Below are 16,008 nucleotides of genomic sequence, written 5' to 3' on the forward strand. Positions count from 1 at the left end.
GTTCCACGCGGGCATCGGCTCGCGCGCAAGAGTTCGCTGGGTCCCGCCGATCTGCGAGGCGAACGCTTTATTTCATTTCCGCAGAGCTTCGATGCGCGTAGCGTGATCGACAGGGTCTTCGTNGACGCGGGGGTGACGCGCGACCTCGTGATCGAGGCGCAGCTTTCACAGGCAATTGTCGCGCTGGTGGCGAACGGTGCAGGGGTAGCGCTGATCGACCCGGTCACTGCCGCGTACGCGAGTGCGCGGGTTGTGGTGAAGATGTTCACGCCGGCGATGGCGGATCACTTCTATATCGTGACCAACCCATCGCAGCCATTGTCCGTCGTGGCCGAGAAATTCTGCCAGGACATGCGCGACGCGTTTGTGAGTCTGACGGGGCAGCACCGGTAAAGCCGTAGGGACCCGTAAAGCCGTCGAAACTGGTGAAGCGCGGCCACGACGTGATGGATGAGATGGTGCGCGAAGCATGCCCCAGCACGACTCGGCCCCACAATGTGTGAAACCGGCCGGTTCTTCAAGGGCTATCGGCGACAATCCTACCTACCAGGACGGACGACAATTCCAGGTGCTGCGCTCGCGTGATCGGATGCGGCCCAGTTTGCTCGAGCTAATCGAGCTTCGGTGTGTCGGCCGAAGGTCCGGAGTCACGCTCGGGTGCTCCGTGTGCGATTTTTCGTGATGGGATAGTCATCGCCCCGACTCCAGCGACGACACAAACCAGCCCCAACCACGCGGACCCGGATAGCGATTCCCCAAGAAACGCAATGCTTATCGCGACGCCAATGGGAACCCGCAGATAAGCTTGCGCCGTTGTACCGACCGAACCTAGCGTTTGCACAAGCCGAAAGTAAATGACGAATGCCATTGCTGTCGAAAAGATCGCGAGCGCCGCAAGCGCCATGAGAGACCGCAACGAAGGATGGAGTGTCCAGGGGCGGTCAACCACAAGACTGAGAGGAACAAGCAGGACCGCACCCACGATGAGCGAACCCGCAGCGGGAGCAGCCGGGGAAAGTCCCTTGAACGACCGACCGTAGATCGCCGCTGCTGCATAGCAAACCGTTGCTGCGACAATCGCCAATTGCGGAATAAGCTGCCTGCCAAGTCCCTCGAATGCGCTGACGCCAACAACCAGACATATGCCGGCAATGCCCACAACGACGCCGAACAACTTGCGAGGCGTAATTTGTTCATGGCGAGTAATCAGCCACGTTGCGAGAAACGCCATTACAGGCGAAGCTGAGTTCAGGATTGTCGCCAGCCCGGCTTCGACCGAACGCTCGGCCCACGCGATAAGCGTGAACGGAACAACGCTGTTCAACAAGGCTTGCACAAAGAATCGACGCCACACAGCCGAATCACGCGGCATGGGAATGCGCTGCGCGGTCATCCACAGCACAAGGAGCGAACCCGCAATAAGCGTTCTCGCCGCGATGAGCGTGAGCGGAGGAATAGTAGTGACGCCGATCCGGATGAATGTGTAAGAGGCTCCCCACAGTGTCGAAAGTGCCAGAAGCAGGATCAAGTCCAGAGACGGATTCGATCCACGTACATTCATTGCTCGTGCTGTAGGCAATTTGTTTTCGCCGTGAGGGGGCACAGTTCCCGGACTACGCGACACATGCCGGGCGGAATGTTGGGATTATGAAGGCGCCCCGGCGCGAATGTTTCAGGGTGAGCTGAAACGTGGATGCCCCCTGCGAAAACCAGATATTGACGCTGCGGGACGCGCCCAGTCTTGCACTGAGTTTGTCGGCGAGCCGCTCGAGTACCCTTTGTGAGCGACTTCAAACACGATACGCTGTGCGAACGGTGGCCCGCGGTGCTCCCTAAGCGCCGGTCATGTTGCTTAAACGATTTCAATTGCCAGGGCCGTGGCCTCACCACCACCGATGCACAGACTCGCGATGCCTCGCCTCTCGCCGCGCTGGCGGAGCGCGCTCAGCAGCGTCACGATGAGGCGCGCGCCCGTCGCGCCGATCGGATGACCTAGCGCGCAAGAACCTCCGTGTACGTTCACGCGCTCGTGCGCAAGCGCTAGTTCGCGCATGGCGGCCATGACGACCACGGCAAATGCCTCGTTGATTTCCCACAGGTCTACATCGGCCGCGTGCCACCCCACCTTGGCTAGCAGCTTCTGGATCGCACCCACGGGCGCAGTAGTGAACCAGGCCGGCTCCTGAGAATGTGTGGCGTGTCCGCGGATAACGGCCAGCGGTGATATACCACGCTCGTACGCGGCAGACTGGCGCATCAGCACCACGGCCGCTGCACCATCGGAGATCGAGGCCGAACTCGCCGCCGTGACTGTGCCGTCCTTTCCAAAGGCGGGTTTGAGGCTGGGGATCCTGGTCAGGTCTGCCTTCGCTGGCGCTTCGTCCTCGTCGACGAGTTTTTCGCCGCTGCGGCCCGGCACTGTCACGGGTGTGATCTCCCACCGCAACAAGCCGTCACGCTGCGCCTGTTGCGCGCGCAGCGTGGAAGTGGAAGCAAAGGCGTCCTGTGCATCGCGCGTGAAACCGAAATGGCGCGCACAGTCCTCGGCGAAGGTGCCCATAAGGCGGCCACGGGAGGCGAGGTCGTAGTGATCCTCAAGTCCGTCGAAGAACATGTGGTCCAGAACCTGGCCGTGTCCAAGGCGCTGGCCGGAGCGGGCCTTAGGCAACAGATAGGGCGCGTTACTCATGGATTCCATGCCGCCGGCCACTATCACCTGTTGGCTCCCAGTCAGCAGGAGGTCGTGCGCAAGCATCGTTGCCTTCATACCGGAGCCGCAGACCTTATTGATCGTGGTGCACCCCGCCGAAAACGGCAAACCGGCTCTCAGCGCCGCTTGACGTGCGGGTGCCTGCCCCAGGCCGGCGGGCAGCACGCAGCCCATGAGTATTTCGTCTACCGCTTCTGGCCGCAACCCTGCGCGATCGAAAGCGGCGCGAATGGCGCTGGCGCCGAGCTGCGGAGCGGTCAGCGACGCAAAGTCGCCCTGGAAGCCGCCTAGCGCCGTGCGGGCGGCACCGACGATAACGACGGGATCATCCGAGATCGAAGAGATAGGCATGCGAGTCTCCATCTGCCGCTCCACGGCGGCGTTGCGAGGGGTGGGGAAGTCTGGTGGTCCAGAAATCATCGGAGCGCTTGCGGAGTCGGCGATTCGCCGAAATCAAGCAAGGCGGTGCCCGGAGTAACGACGTGCACTCGAGACGTTGAGTTCACCTAGCCGCCATACGGATGCCGCCATCAAGGCGGATCACCTCACCGTTGAGGTAGGTGTTTTCAAGGATGTGCACCACGAGGCCCGCAAATTCTTCTGGCCGGCCAAGGCGCGCGGGAAAGGGGACCATCTTGCCAAGGGCGTCTTGTACCTCGGTGGGCATGCCTTTGAGCATCGGCGTCTCCATGATTCCAGGCGCGACCGCAAGCACGCGAATACCATGGCGGGCCAGTTCCCTCGCGATAGGCAGCGTCATCGCGACGACGCCGCCTTTGGACGCAGCATAGCCCGCTTGCCCAATCTGGCCATCGAAGGCGGCGACTGAAGCGGTATTGATGATCACCCCTCGCTCGCCATCGGTCTCGGGCGTGTTTCTGGCCATGCAGGCTGCGGCCAGCCGTACCATGTTGAAAGCGCCGACCAGGTTGACCTGAACGGTGCGTGCGAAACTCTCCAGCCGGTGCGGGCCTTCGCGTCCGAGCACTTTCTCTGCAGGGGCAACGCCTGCGCAATTGATCAGCCCATGCAATGCGCCGACGGTGTCGCAAAACGCGTTCAACGCACGCTCGGCGCTCGTCGCGTCGGATATGTCAGCCTTGGCGAAGTGCGCATTGCCGCCGAGTTCCGCCGCGAGCGCAGTACCGGCGTCCTGGTCCAGGTCTACAAGCAGCACGGAAGCGCCGCCCTCCACCAGACGACGCGCCGTCGCGGCGCCCAGCCCTGAGCCGCCACCCGTGACGACGAATCCCTTATGTTGAATCTGCACTGCTGTCTCCCAAAACTAATGATCCGGACGCGCAACGGCGCGGCCGTGCTTCACCGGAAGCTCTGAATTTCAGAGCCGGGGATGCCCTTTGCACGGGTCATATGATGTGGCCGCCACGCTGTATCGCCGTGGCCGGCAATCCACACTGGCGAAGATGAACTGAGTGGCCATGGTAAGCGGCAGACGAGCGTGCGCACATGCCCATCGACCTCTTGATGCGTGGGCCCGCCGGACATGTTGGGCGGGCATGGGGCGCCCGCCCCCGTTCTTCGGCCGATGACTGTCCGCATTCGGTCGGATAAGAGGTTTCGCTTGTGCCCGGCAGCGATTAACATCCGTACACCTTCTGTAGATGAGCCTGACCATGAATGACGCTCAAGACAAGGGCACAACGTCGATAAGCCTGGTGCGTGAGGCAATTCTCGTGGCGACGCAACGGAATCTCGATGTGTCGGCCGTCCTTCAGCACGCTGGAATCGCCGCAGAATTGCTGGATGCGCCGAGGGCCCGTGTGCCGGCGTTGGCCTTTTCGCGCCTGTGGGCGGCTCTGGCCGATTTGATGGACGACGAATTCTTTGGTCTCGACAGCCACGCGCTGCGCCGGGGTAGCTACGCTCTGATGTGTCACGCGGTGCTGCATGCGGACAATCTGGAACACGCGCTGCGTCGCATGCTGAAGTTCCTGCGTGCCGTTCTCGACGACATTCACGGTGAATTGCGCTGCGAAGGCGAGCATGCAGTGATCGTCCTGCATGACGATGGGCGTACACGCCGGCTCTTTGCCTACGGGACGTGGTTCATCCTCGTGCACGGTTTTGCATGCTGGCTCGCGCGCCGACGGATTCCACTGATTGAGATGAGATTTCGCGCGTCCGCACCGAGCGATGACAGCGACTACCGTATGCGCTTCTGCGAGAATGTCACATTCTCCGCAGAGGAGACGCTGATCCGGTTCGACCGCAGTTTCCTTGGCCTCAAACTGTCCGGGACGGAAGCGAGCCTGCGTGTATTCCTGGAGAATGCACCAGCCAATATCCTGGTCAAGTATCGCAATGAATCGAGCACTACGGCCCTGGTCAGGCGCCGGCTAAGAAACCAGGCACCGGACGATTGGCCCGACCTCGACGCGCTATCGCGATTACTGAATCTATCTGCGGCCACGCTGCAACGCCGTCTGCTGGCCGAAGGCACGAACTACCGGCAACTCAAAGACGAATTGCGCCGTGACATCGCCATCGAGTTGTTTTCCAGCAGTTCTCTCACTGTCGCTGAAGTGGCGGCACGCACTGGTTTTCAGGAAACCAGTGCTTTTCACAGGGCGTTCAGGAAGTGGACGGGGGTCAGCCCGGGAATGTACCGCCACGGCAGGCCGGACTCTTGACGTTTGCACCCGTACTGGTGCCAAAGCGAAATTCCAGCGTCCCGCCCCTTGTACGTCTAAGCGATCGAAACGCTCGATCCTCGTTTTCAAACGCGCGTTGCGCTAAAGCATAGTCGCCGAGGCCAGGCAAAGCCGAGCCGTGCAACCGATCAATCGCATATAGCCGGCGCCGAAGCGGCGTTCCGCTCATCCTCACATGAATTGCCGGGGAATGGGCAGCCTGCACGCGAAGCGGAACGAACGCCCCGCGTGTCCACACACCTCATGCAAACTGAGGTCGGCGGGCATGGATTGGTGCCCCAGCCAGGCTGACACTGCAATCGCGTTCGGCAAATCAGGACAAGCCTCGCGCCTGGTTGCGCAGAGTAGCCGGTGTCGGCTCCTCGAGAGCCCCGCACCTGATAACCACCGCAAAGTAAGTGATTGCATATTTGGCAGCAGTTTTCCTTCCAACCCGTCATCAGATGAGCGCCGAGACAGAAGAATTGCCCTCGATTAGCAGCGCATTGCGGTAGCAAAAAATACATGGAGACGAGAATGAGAACCCGGTTCAGAAGCCGCCGAAGCCCGGCTATTGTGATTGGTATATTCGCAGCATCGGCCATTACCCTATCCGGTTGCGGCGGCAATGACGCGGCGCCGCCAAACGCCACCGCCATGACGCCAGCCGCAAAGTGCAGTGCGTTGGCTGGTATGACTGTTCCTGCCAGCGCTATCGGGTTGTCGACGACGGGTGCCACTGTCGTGTCCGCGACGCTCGTTACCGATACCGATTCTGCTAACATCAATGGTGAGTACTGCAAAGTGCTCGGCACTATTCATCCGGTCGATTTCAATGCGCCCGACATTCGGGCGGAGGTCGACCTTCCCACTAACTTCAATGGAAAAGCGATCCACTTTGGTGGCGGGGGATTTGACGGCACTATTGCCTATACTGAGGGTTCGCCCCTTGATGGGTTCATGGGAGGGAAAGAGCCCGGGGGTGTCAGTACGCCGCTGCGCAGGGGTTACGTAACGGTGGGAAGCGACAGCGGGCATGAGGGAAATGCCTTCGACGGTTCGTTTGCAACAAACGATGAGGCTCTCGCCAACTATGCTGGCGACCACATCAAGAAGACTCACGATTTTGCAGCCTACGTTGCAAAGGCACGATATGGCTCGGGCTACACGCACAGTTACTTTATCGGCGGCTCGAGCGGCGGACGACAAGGTCTGATTGCGGCACAGCGGTTCCCGCAAGACTACGACGGCATCATTTCGACCTTTCCCGCGTCGGGAATAACTGGGCTATGGCTCCAGATGGGCAGGATCTCGCAATCTTTGCTGGCACCTGGAGGATACATCACGCCGGCAAAAGGCAAGGTCGTTCTCGCTGCCGTCATGAAGCAATGCGACGGTCTGGATGGCGTCGCCGACGGCATTATCAGTAACCCCGCAGCATGCGTGTTCGATCCCGCAGTGATTCGCTGCCCCAGCGGGGGCGACGCCGGTGATAGTTGCTTGTCAGACGCGCAGATCAATACGATGACCACCGCTGGCACGCCGCTTGACCTTGGTTTCAATCTGGCAAACGGAATTCAAAATTTTCCGGCATATAACGCGTTCTCCGGGGCGGACTTCTGGACCATCGGCATAGCTTGGGGCGCATCAGCCGCCGATGCGGTGATAGAGCCGGGGGTGATCGGCGAGAGCGCATTTTTTTACACGTTCCCGAACGACATGCTGCGGTTTGCGGTCGCTCGCGACGCTGCGTCGAGCATTCTGAACTTTAATCCTGCGAACCCGGGACCATTAACCTCGCGCGTCCAGGCGGTAAGCGCGCTCATGGACAGCACCGGCACTGATTTGAGTCAATTCCAGAGCCGCGGCGGCAAGATCATCCTCCAGCACGGGCAATCCGACCAGCTTATCCCCGCGCAATTGTCGATTGATTACTATAACCGGCTGGTATCCCGATTCGGGCAGGGGCCACTTAGCCAATTTCTGAAGTTCTACCTGGTTCCGGGCGCGGCACACGGCGCCGGCGGACAATTCAATGGTTCATATGACGGTCTGACGGCGTTGGACAACTGGGTGACGAAAGGAATCGAGCCCAAAAATCTGACTATCACCGACCTGACTCCGGCAACAGCCGGACGTACGAGACCCTTGTGCGAATATCCACAGTGGCCCAAATACATCGGTGGTGACCAGAATCTGGCGGCGAGCTTCTCGTGCTCGAATTAGTCCGGCTCGCGGTGCGCTAATCGGTGTGCCGGGCGGTGCTCTTCCGCCCGGAATTGCCGGTGCCGATGCGACCGGGTCCGCACGTTTCCGCCCGATGTAAATCACCCCGATAACGATCTGCAACGGCACACCCGGCTCCGCTATATCACCGAGCTTTCCCGCAGCGTCGATCTTTACGCCCCTGACCCAGAGCAATAAACGAATAGCCAGTGCAATGCGGACAGTCGCAACGTTCGCGTAGTTTGTCCCACGGAATGCGGGAATCCGTCGTTACGAGAAGCGATTTTTCCGACGGCAAATCAGGGCGCTCGCCTAACAGAGTCTGGGTTGCCGCCGGTAGCGTAACGCCGCAAAGATGAGTGTTCTGTTACCTCATTCAGATTGAAGTTCACGGACATGGACTGCCGGCCGCGTCCGCCTGACACTGGTTGCAGCACGACGGCAACGGTCGGTCGGGGCGCAATTGGGCCGCACCGTCGACGGCGCGCTCAGATCGCGCGGATTTCATGCGCGACATTAAACCCAGGAGACGACATGAACCAGATAGACGTGTACTCACTCGCCGGTCAGGCCAGATTCAATCGATTTCATACCCTTGTCCTGTTCTGGTGTGTCTTGATGTTGATACTCGACGGCTATGATCTTGCCGTCGTCGGCGCCGCGTTGCCGTCGATCATGAAAGACATGAACATCGGCGCGACCAGCGCGGGCATCATGGCCGGCTCGACGCTATTTGGCGTGATGCTCGGGGCCATTTTCCTCGGCACGCTGGCTGACCGTTTTGGACGCCCCATGATGATGTGCGTTTGCGTGGCCCTGTTCAGTCTTTTCACTGCGGCCGCCGGGTTGACGAGCGATCCCATCAGTTTCAGCGTTACGCGCTTCGTCGCCGGTTTGGGCATTGGCGGAGTGTTGCCGATTGTCACCGCGCAGATGGCGGAGTTCTCGCCCAATGCCTTGCGTACCCGATTGGTCACGCTGGTGTTCGCAGGCTATTCGATTGGCGGAATTCTGGTGGCGCTGACTGCAAAGCAGCTTATCAATAGCTACGGCTGGCAGTCTGTCTTTTTTGCCGCGGGCCTGCCTGTCCTGCTGATCCCATTCATCATCAAAACTATGCCTCATTCGATGACATTTCTGCTCAAAAGCGGCCGGCACGATGAATTGCGGACAGTGATGAAGCGGTTGGTGCCCGACTATCCGTTGAGCGGTCGAGAGCAGTTTGCGGGAGCTTCATCAGCCAAAGCCAAAGACGCTTCGGTGCAATTACTCTTCCAGGATGGTCGGGGTTTCAGTACCACGATGATCTGGGTCGCGTTCATGACAGGCCTCTTCATGGTCTACGCGCTCAGTTCGTGGTTGACCAAGCTGATGGCCATGGCCGGATATAGCCTCGGCTCGGCTTTGAACTTCGTGATTGTTTTCAACGTCGGCGCTATCGTCGGTGCGATCTTCGGTGGTTGGCTTAGCGACAAGGTCAACATCAAGCGGGTGCTGATTGCGTTTTACGTCGTCGGGGCAGTTGCGCTGTCACTGATGGGCTACACGAAGTCGACCGTATCGTTGTTTGTTGTTGTATTTGTTGTCGGCGCATCGACGCTGGGTACGCAACTGCTTGCCTACGCTTATGCGGGTGACTTCTATCCTCATGCAATCCGGTCTACCGGTGTTGGCTTTGCTTCTGGCGTGGGCCGGATCGGCGCGATTGTGGCTCCGGTGCTCATTGGTTGGCTCGTGTCCCTGAAGCTGCCGCTGGAACAGAACTTCATGGCAATCGGCCTGGCCGGTCTCATCGGCGCGGCGGCGGTGACGCTGATCAACCAGACACGTGCCGACTCGCATCGCTCAAACAGTGCGCCTGTTGCCGCGGTTCAGGGTAGCGCAGGGCGCTGAGCTGCTGCCATCACAGCTGGGCGGCGGAGATTCTTGCGAATAACGCCGCTCGTATGAGCTCAACCTCGACAAATGCCACGTGGCTCAGTGCAAAGCAACTTTCAACGCCGGCATCGAAATGAACCGTCTATCTCCTTCTCCCTTGAACTCGTTTGGCGACGTGGCCCGAGCCGTCGATTGGGCACTCGTCACACGGCGCAGCGTCCGTGCTTTCCTGCCCACGCAGGTTCCTCGCGAGCAGATCGAGGCCATCCTCGACGTGGCTCGTTTCAGCGCAACTGGCGTCAACATTCAGCCCTGGCATGTGCATGTCGTGACTGGCGCAATGAAATCCCGCCTTTCTGCCGCCATCAACGAAATCAATGACGATCCAGGCCGTAGCTCCGAGCTGGACGAGCCTTACGATTACTATCCGCGCGAATGGATTGCACCCTATGTGGATCGTCGGCGTGCGGTTGGCTGGAACCTGTATGGCTTGCTCGGCATCGAGAAGGGGGACAAAGAGCGGATGCACGTGCAGCACGGTCGCAACTACAACTTCTTTGATGCACCCGTGGGCCTGTTCTTTACGGTTGACCGGGTCATGCGTGAAGGGAGTCTGCTCGACACGGGGATGTTTCTGCAAAGCGTCATGATCGCCGCCCGGGCGCGAGGCCTCGACACCTGCCCGCAGGCGGCGTTCAACAAGTTCCACCGTGTCATCGCGAAAGAGCTGTCCATTCCCGACAACCAGATGTTGGTCTGCGGAATGAGTCTGGGTTATGCCGATCACAACTGCATCGAAAACACTCTGGTAACAGAGCGCATTCGTGTACGCGATTTCACTACTTTTTATAATGAATGAACGGAGACAAAGTCATGAGTGCAACGGCCTATTCTCGAGGACTTGAGAAGAACGCGGCAAACCACGTTCCATTGACGCCCTTGACCTTTCTCGATCGAACCGCCGACGTTTATCCGGATCGGACCGCGATCATTCATGGCGACTTCCGGCAGACGTGGGCGAAAACGCGTGAGCGTTGCTATCGCTTCGCGTCGGCGCTCGTTCGGCTGGGGATCGAACCGGGCGACACGGTGTCGATCATCGCGCCCAACACCCCGGCCATGCTTGAGGCCCACTTCGGCGTCCCTCTCTCGGGGGCCGTTCTCAATGCCATTAATTGCCGCCTTGATGCTGACGGCATCGCCTTCATTCTGCGCCACGGAGAATGCAAGCTCTTGCTGGTGGACCGCGAATTGGCCCCGCTCGTCGAGAAAGCATTGCGGTCGGTTCCCAACCCACCGCGCGTGATCGACATCAACGATCACGAAGCGCCCGACGGTCCCGCCATCGGCGAGACTGACTATGAGTCGCTGCTGGCGAGCGGTGATCCCGCATTTGCAGGCCGCCGGCCGGTTGACGAGTGGACGCCGATCGCCTTGAACTACACCTCGGGCACCACTGGGGATCCGAAAGGCGTTGTTCCGAGCCACCGTGGCACCTATCTGATGAGCCTGCTGCAAATGACGAACTGGCCGCTCCCACGTTGGCCGATTTACCTGTGGACGCTTCCTATGTTCCATGCGAACGGCTGGTGCTTCACGTGGGCGATTACGGCCGCGGCGGGAACGCATGTCTGTTTGCGCAAGGTGAATGCCGCGAACATTCTCTCCGCCATTGTCGAACATGGCGTCGATCATTTTTGTGCGGCGCCGATCGTGCTCTCAGGCATTGCGAGCATGCCTCAATCGGAACGGCAGGCGCTGCCGCGTCGTGTGCGGGTGCTTACCGCCGGTTCGCCAGCGCCAGCAGCGATTCTGGAAGCCGTTGGCGCAATGGGTTTCGATGTCGACCATGTGTTTGGAATTACCGAGATTTCCGGTACCCCGATCAGCTGTGCATGGCACGACGAGTGGGACGCGTTCTCGCCGGAGCAACAAGGAAAGTTAAAAGCGCGGCAAGGTGTGCGTGCAGCGGCGTTCGAGAGCATGTCGGTCGCTGATCTTGCGACGCTCGAACCAGTGCCTGCTGATAGCGCGTCTTGCGGCGAAGTTCTAGTCCGGGGCAATACCGTAATGATGGGGTACTTCAAGAATGCCGACGCAACGGCAAAAGCTTTCGCCGGCGGTTGGTTTCATACCGGTGATCTTGCGGTCGTTCATCCAGACGGCTATATCCAGATCACGGACCGCTCCAAGGACGTCATCATCTCGGGTGGAGAAAACATTTCGTCCGTCGAGGTGGAGGAGGTGATTTATCGCATGTCGGGCGTGCTTAACGCGGCCGTGGTCGCTCAGCCGGATGACAAATGGGGCGAAACGCCTTGTGCTTTCATCGAACTGAGACCCGATGCCGCTAACGTCACGGAGCAGGATGTCATCTTGTTCTGCCGGGAGCGATTGGCGCATTTCAAATGCCCTCGTCGGGTGATTTTCGGCGAATTGCCGAAGACTGCCACAGGCAAGATCCAGAAGTTCCGTCTCCGGGAGCAAGCGGGCAGCCAGGTAGCGATCACGAGGCTGGCGGGATGACGCTGTCGGTCCGCTTGACGACCTCTGCGCTGTCTCGAAGACGATGTCGGCCTGCAATCGTCGAGAACGACGATGCGGACTGGTCCTTTGGACACGACCGCGCATGGTTCATCACCTGAGACTGACACCGCGTCGGCAGTTGGGCGAAGTTCTATCAGACGCAACCATCCTGAGGTTCGGCAGTAATTCCCGTCCGGGCTCTAGCGCGGTCACAGGTGGAAGCGCTTTTGCTGGTTGTCCTCTGAAGAATATGGAAACTGTCCGTTGCGGTCTCGCTCGAGTAACGATAGGTGCCAGCCCCAGGAGCCCACGGACATCGGCAGACGTCGAACAAACCTCCAGACTTGTCGTCATCCAAGCGCCAACTTCGGTGCGGCGCTTCGGGCGATGTCGCGCTATCGAACTCCCCGATTTCCCGGAAACATTCGCTACGCTAGCAGGGTTACTGAACTTGCCAGCGCCTCTCTGAACACCGCTGGCGTTGATTGTGGGCGCCAACAGCAAGGAAGCAAAGAGGGCAATCGACGACGGAGAGCAAAGGGGCGCTGCGCGCGCTCGAAGATGACAAGCTTGTAATGCGCTCGTCAGCGTTGGGTCAGTGCCCATTGCCCACAATCCGTTCAACCCTTCACGAATCGCAACGGAGGGAACCCGGGCCGCGCTCATCGTGAATGTGGCCGCAACTCACAGACAGGTGAATGATCATGAAAGCACTGCTCAACGTTGTCCTCGTTTCCTGCGCACTGGCCGCGCCCGCGCTTTCTTTCGCGCAAACCGTCCATCAGCCGGTGACGCGTGCGGAAGTCCGCGCCGATCTCGTACAGTTTGAAATGGCCGGATATCGTCCGGTCGCGTCGGACGCGCAGTATCCCGCGGACATTCAGACCGCCGAGGCGAAGGTGTCCGCCGCACAGACTGCTACGTACGCGACGTCGGTAGGAGGAGTGTCGATGAACGGCTCGTCGCAAGCAGGCGCGCCGGCATCGGTGGACGGTGCCGGGCACATTTACTTCGGACATTGAGCCGCGTTTGCGGTGTCGTGTGCAACCGCCGGGCGGGCAAAGAATGCGTTTCCCGCGATGCGGGCCGCCCGGGTTGTCGCTGGTTGCCGGTGCTTGCGGCCGGTAACCGGAAAGCAATGTTCGACGGCTTCTTAACGAGGCTTTACCACTGCTGATGGACAAACGGCGCGATCTTTTGCAGATACAGCGCGCGAAGGACTTCCATGGCCGAATCTGTCAGGGGCGGCAGTTCGCTCGCCTCAGCGTTTGCCTTGGCTTGCGCTGCGTTCTTCGCCCCTGGGATGACAGTCGTCACGCCATCGTTCATGAGAATCCAGCGAAGCGCGAACTGCGCCATCGTGGCGTTTTGCGGGACCAGTGAGCGGATTTCGTCGACGGCTTCCAGAGCGACGTCATAAGGAACGCCGGCAAACGTCTCGCCTTTGTCGAAGGCCTCGCCGTTACGATTGAAAAGGCGATGGTCATTGGCCGCAAACGTCGTCTCGCGCGTCATTTTTCCGGTGAGCAGGCCCGACGCAAGAGGCACCCGGACGATAACGGCGACTCCTCGCTCACGAGCTTCCTGAATGAAGCGGGCAGGCCTTTGCCTGAAAATGTTGTAGATGATCTGTACCGATTTCACGCCCGGATATTCGATCGCTTTCAGACCTTCTTCGACTTTCTCGACCGACACACCGTAGCTGCTGATCTTTCCCGCTGCGACCATGCGGTCCATTGCATCGAAAACCTCTGGCCGGTAATACACCTCGGTCGGTGGACAATGAAGCTGGACGAGATCGAGCCGCTCCATCTCCAGGTTCTTCAAGGACCGGTCGACAAAAGCATTCAGATTCGCTGCGGTGTAGCCTTGCGCCACGTGCGGGTCCAGTCGCCGACCAGCCTTGGTCGCAACGAAGGGTCGCGGTCCTGAGCGTTCCTTCAGCACGTCCGCGATGATCCGCTCCGAGCGGCCGTCGCCGTAAACGTCCGCGGTGTCAATGAAGGTCGTACCGCTATCGAGCGCTGCGTGCAGAGCCGCCTTTGCATCGCTCTCGGCGACGTCGCCCCATGAACCTCCAATGGCCCACGCGCCAAAGCCGATTTCAGAGACGCTCTTTTCTGCGTGTCCGAACTTCCGTTCTTTCATCTTGATTCTCCGTTCATGGCATGAGTTGTCCGCCGTTGACCTCGATGATCTGCCCCGTGATGTACCCCGACATGGCGGGAGACGCGAGGAACAGGAACGCCCCGACGCACTCCTGCGGCAGGCCTTCTCTGCCCATCGGCACCGTGGCGGTCTGCGACGCCCAGATTTCCGGCGGCGTGTATTTGTCGTGGAACGGCGTCTGTATGAGTCCGGGTGCTACCGCGTTGACCCGGATTCCGTCGTTTACAAATTCTTTTGCGTGGCCACGGGTCAAACTGCTGACGAAGCTTTTTGACGCCGCGTAAAGCACCGCTCCTGCGCCGCCGCCGGTACGTGCGGCAACGGACGAGGTATTGATGACGTAACCACGTGATTCCTTCAGAAAGGGATGGGCAGCCGAGGTTGCTTCCCAAACCGACCTTGCGTTCAGATTGACGACGCGTTCGAAGTGGCTGGCCGAGGCGCCTATAGATGCCAGCCGACCTAACATGGCGCCGGCGTTATTGATGAGCCCATTGAGCCCGCCTAGCAGTTGCGCCGCTTCCTTCACAACTCTCGATGCTTCGCCCGGCTCGCTGACGTCGCCCTGGACAAGATGAATGCGCTCCGGCCACTCCGCACGCAGCGCTTGCGCAGCCGCTTCGCTCTCGTTGAAATGCGCGACCACGTGCGCGCCTTGAGCGGCAAATGCGCGAACAACAGCCGCTCCAATTCCAGTCGACCCGCCCGTGACGAGAACTCTCGTATCTTTCAGATCGCCGATCTGTATTTGTTCAAGTCCATGCATGGAATTTCCTCCGAATGGATAAACATGAGCGGGGCATACGCCGCAGCGCTCCGGGTTCTCGACGAAGAAAATGATTACATACCGTAGAATGAAGCGGATTCACTGGAACGATGAACGGCATTCATCATGGCAAAGAACGACCGGATCGATTTTGCGGACTTAAGGCTGTTTCTTGCGATAGTCAGGTGCCGGAGTTTCCGGCTGGCTGCGATTGAACTCGGGCAGACGCCGTCTGCAGTCAGTCACGCGATGCGGCGGCTGGAAGACCGCCTCGGCGCAAAACTGCTGAACCGGACGAGCAGGGCGGTTTCGCCCACGGAGGCGGGGCTCGATCTCGCTTCCCGGCTGGAAGAAGGCTTCAATCAGATCGGTTCGGCTCTCGAGAGTTTTGAAGCGCCCGGTACCGCGCGACTCGGCTCTTTACGTCTGAATGTTTTCGCGGATGCCGCCCACTTGCTGATCGCACCGGCATTGCCGGAATTCGCACGCCTGTGTCCCGAAGTGCAGCTTACCGTGGTGGTCGATAACCGGCCGATCGACATCGTTGCAGAAGGATACGACGCCGGCATTCGCTACGGTCATCACGTTCCCGAAGACATGGTTGCAGTGCCGCTTACCGGCCCGCAGCGATGGGTGATGGCCGCGTCGCCCGCATACCTGAAGAAACACGGCACTCCTCGTCACGTCAGCGAACTGGCCGATCACAACTGCCTTCAGCTTTTGCTCGGTGACAATTCGAGCTACCGTTGGGAATTGAGCGTAGCAGGTAAAACAACCCCGATCCGAGTGCCCGGGTCGATCACGATCAACGATACTGCCACTACGATTAGCGCGTGCAAGGCGGGAATGGGCATAGCGTATCTGCTCGAGGCTCGAATCGCCGATGAACTGGCGCGGCGTACCCTGAGGGTTGTGCTCGCCGACCATGCGTGCGCTGAGGACCCACTCCACATGTACTACAGTGGTCGTCGATACAACCACCCGGCGTTGCTTAGCTTGATCAATATCATCCGGAAACAGCAGTCACTCGCGAAGATTTCAAGGTCGCGCGAGTAAGCCGGACCGGGGCCGCTAATTGCTGC

At 59.7% G+C, this 16,008-nt stretch carries 13 protein-coding genes; 8 read left to right on the top strand and 5 right to left on the bottom strand.

Going from position 1 to position 16,008, the window contains the following annotated elements; all coding sequences use genetic code 11:
- The coding region (locus tag F757_RS0126875) for a LysR substrate-binding domain-containing protein (RefSeq protein ID WP_027214086.1) at positions 1 to 393 on the top strand (393 nt) is incomplete at its 5' end.
- A 217-nt stretch (positions 394 to 610) separates the two neighbouring features.
- On the opposite strand, the gene F757_RS0126880 is transcribed toward F757_RS0126875, so the two are convergent.
- The 3 genes from F757_RS0126880 to F757_RS0126890 form a co-directional block, all read right to left on the bottom strand.
- Positions 611 to 1,561 (bottom strand): DMT family transporter, encoded by a 951-nt coding sequence (locus tag F757_RS0126880; RefSeq protein ID WP_051376875.1) that lies wholly within the window; start codon positions 1,559 to 1,561, stop codon positions 611 to 613.
- A 291-nt stretch (positions 1,562 to 1,852) separates the two neighbouring features.
- On the bottom strand, positions 1,853 to 3,061 hold the full coding sequence (locus F757_RS0126885) for an acetyl-CoA C-acyltransferase (RefSeq protein WP_027214088.1): 1,209 nt from the start codon (positions 3,059 to 3,061) through the stop codon (positions 1,853 to 1,855).
- Positions 3,062 to 3,212: 151 nt separating this feature from the next.
- Positions 3,213 to 3,980 (bottom strand): 3-hydroxyacyl-CoA dehydrogenase, encoded by a 768-nt coding sequence (locus tag F757_RS0126890; RefSeq protein ID WP_027214089.1) that lies wholly within the window; start codon positions 3,978 to 3,980, stop codon positions 3,213 to 3,215.
- Positions 3,981 to 4,344: 364 nt separating this feature from the next.
- On the opposite strand from F757_RS0126890, the gene F757_RS0126895 reads away from it, so the two are divergent.
- From F757_RS0126895 to F757_RS0126920, 6 genes are all read left to right on the top strand, one after another.
- Positions 4,345 to 5,361, top strand: coding sequence for an AraC family transcriptional regulator (locus F757_RS0126895; RefSeq protein ID WP_027214090.1), 1,017 nt, complete (start codon positions 4,345 to 4,347; stop codon positions 5,359 to 5,361).
- Positions 5,362 to 5,898: 537 nt separating this feature from the next.
- Positions 5,899 to 7,587 carry a tannase/feruloyl esterase family alpha/beta hydrolase gene (locus F757_RS0126900; protein ID WP_027214091.1) on the top strand — a complete coding sequence of 563 codons (1,689 nt, stop codon included), beginning with the start codon at positions 5,899 to 5,901 and terminating at the stop codon, positions 7,585 to 7,587.
- A gap of 534 nt (positions 7,588 to 8,121) precedes the next feature.
- The gene (locus tag F757_RS0126905; protein WP_027214092.1) at positions 8,122 to 9,480 is read left to right on the top strand and encodes an MFS transporter; all 1,359 of its coding nucleotides are present in this window, start codon (positions 8,122 to 8,124) and stop codon (positions 9,478 to 9,480) included.
- Between the two features lie 118 nt (positions 9,481 to 9,598).
- Positions 9,599 to 10,324: a nitroreductase gene (locus F757_RS0126910; RefSeq protein ID WP_027214093.1), complete on the top strand. Its 726-nt coding sequence runs from the start codon at positions 9,599 to 9,601 to the stop codon at positions 10,322 to 10,324.
- Positions 10,325 to 10,338: 14 nt separating this feature from the next.
- Positions 10,339 to 11,991: an AMP-binding protein gene (locus F757_RS0126915; protein WP_027214094.1), complete on the top strand. Its 1,653-nt coding sequence runs from the start codon at positions 10,339 to 10,341 to the stop codon at positions 11,989 to 11,991.
- Between the two features lie 704 nt (positions 11,992 to 12,695).
- Positions 12,696 to 13,013, top strand: coding sequence for a DUF4148 domain-containing protein (locus F757_RS0126920; RefSeq protein WP_027214095.1), 318 nt, complete (start codon positions 12,696 to 12,698; stop codon positions 13,011 to 13,013).
- A 142-nt stretch (positions 13,014 to 13,155) separates the two neighbouring features.
- Here the strand turns inward: F757_RS0126920 and F757_RS0126925 are convergent, their stop codons facing one another.
- Complete coding sequence (locus F757_RS0126925) at positions 13,156 to 14,139, bottom strand: aldo/keto reductase (RefSeq protein ID WP_027214096.1); 984 nt, start codon at positions 14,137 to 14,139, stop codon at positions 13,156 to 13,158.
- Between the two features lie 13 nt (positions 14,140 to 14,152).
- On the bottom strand, positions 14,153 to 14,926 hold the full coding sequence (locus F757_RS0126930) for an SDR family NAD(P)-dependent oxidoreductase (RefSeq protein WP_027214097.1): 774 nt from the start codon (positions 14,924 to 14,926) through the stop codon (positions 14,153 to 14,155).
- 126 nt (positions 14,927 to 15,052) lie between these two features.
- On the opposite strand from F757_RS0126930, the gene F757_RS0126935 reads away from it, so the two are divergent.
- Positions 15,053 to 15,982, top strand: coding sequence for a LysR family transcriptional regulator (locus F757_RS0126935; RefSeq protein ID WP_027214098.1), 930 nt, complete (start codon positions 15,053 to 15,055; stop codon positions 15,980 to 15,982).
- The last annotated feature ends 26 nt before the right edge of the window (positions 15,983 to 16,008 follow it).

Source organism: Burkholderia sp. WSM2232 (assembly GCF_000472545.1).
In the GTDB taxonomy this organism is placed as follows: domain Bacteria; phylum Pseudomonadota; class Gammaproteobacteria; order Burkholderiales; family Burkholderiaceae; genus Paraburkholderia.

What these genes read in the sequence shown, in the direction of transcription:
- F757_RS0126880 (WP_051376875.1), bottom strand. Translation starts at nt 1,561, where the DNA reads ATGAATGTACGTGGATCGAATCCGTCTCTGGACTTGATCCTGCTTCTG.
- F757_RS0126885 (WP_027214088.1), bottom strand. Translation starts at nt 3,061, where the DNA reads ATGCCTATCTCTTCGATCTCGGATGATCCCGTCGTTATCGTCGGTGCC.
- F757_RS0126895 (WP_027214090.1), top strand. Translation starts at nt 4,345, where the DNA reads ATGAATGACGCTCAAGACAAGGGCACAACGTCGATAAGCCTGGTGCGT.
- F757_RS0126900 (WP_027214091.1), top strand. Translation starts at nt 5,899, where the DNA reads ATGAGAACCCGGTTCAGAAGCCGCCGAAGCCCGGCTATTGTGATTGGT.
- F757_RS0126905 (WP_027214092.1), top strand. Translation starts at nt 8,122, where the DNA reads ATGAACCAGATAGACGTGTACTCACTCGCCGGTCAGGCCAGATTCAAT.
- F757_RS0126910 (WP_027214093.1), top strand. Translation starts at nt 9,599, where the DNA reads ATGAACCGTCTATCTCCTTCTCCCTTGAACTCGTTTGGCGACGTGGCC.
- F757_RS0126915 (WP_027214094.1), top strand. Translation starts at nt 10,339, where the DNA reads ATGAGTGCAACGGCCTATTCTCGAGGACTTGAGAAGAACGCGGCAAAC.
- F757_RS0126920 (WP_027214095.1), top strand. Translation starts at nt 12,696, where the DNA reads ATGAAAGCACTGCTCAACGTTGTCCTCGTTTCCTGCGCACTGGCCGCG.
- F757_RS0126925 (WP_027214096.1), bottom strand. Translation starts at nt 14,139, where the DNA reads ATGAAAGAACGGAAGTTCGGACACGCAGAAAAGAGCGTCTCTGAAATC.
- F757_RS0126930 (WP_027214097.1), bottom strand. Translation starts at nt 14,926, where the DNA reads ATGCATGGACTTGAACAAATACAGATCGGCGATCTGAAAGATACGAGA.
- F757_RS0126935 (WP_027214098.1), top strand. Translation starts at nt 15,053, where the DNA reads ATGGCAAAGAACGACCGGATCGATTTTGCGGACTTAAGGCTGTTTCTT.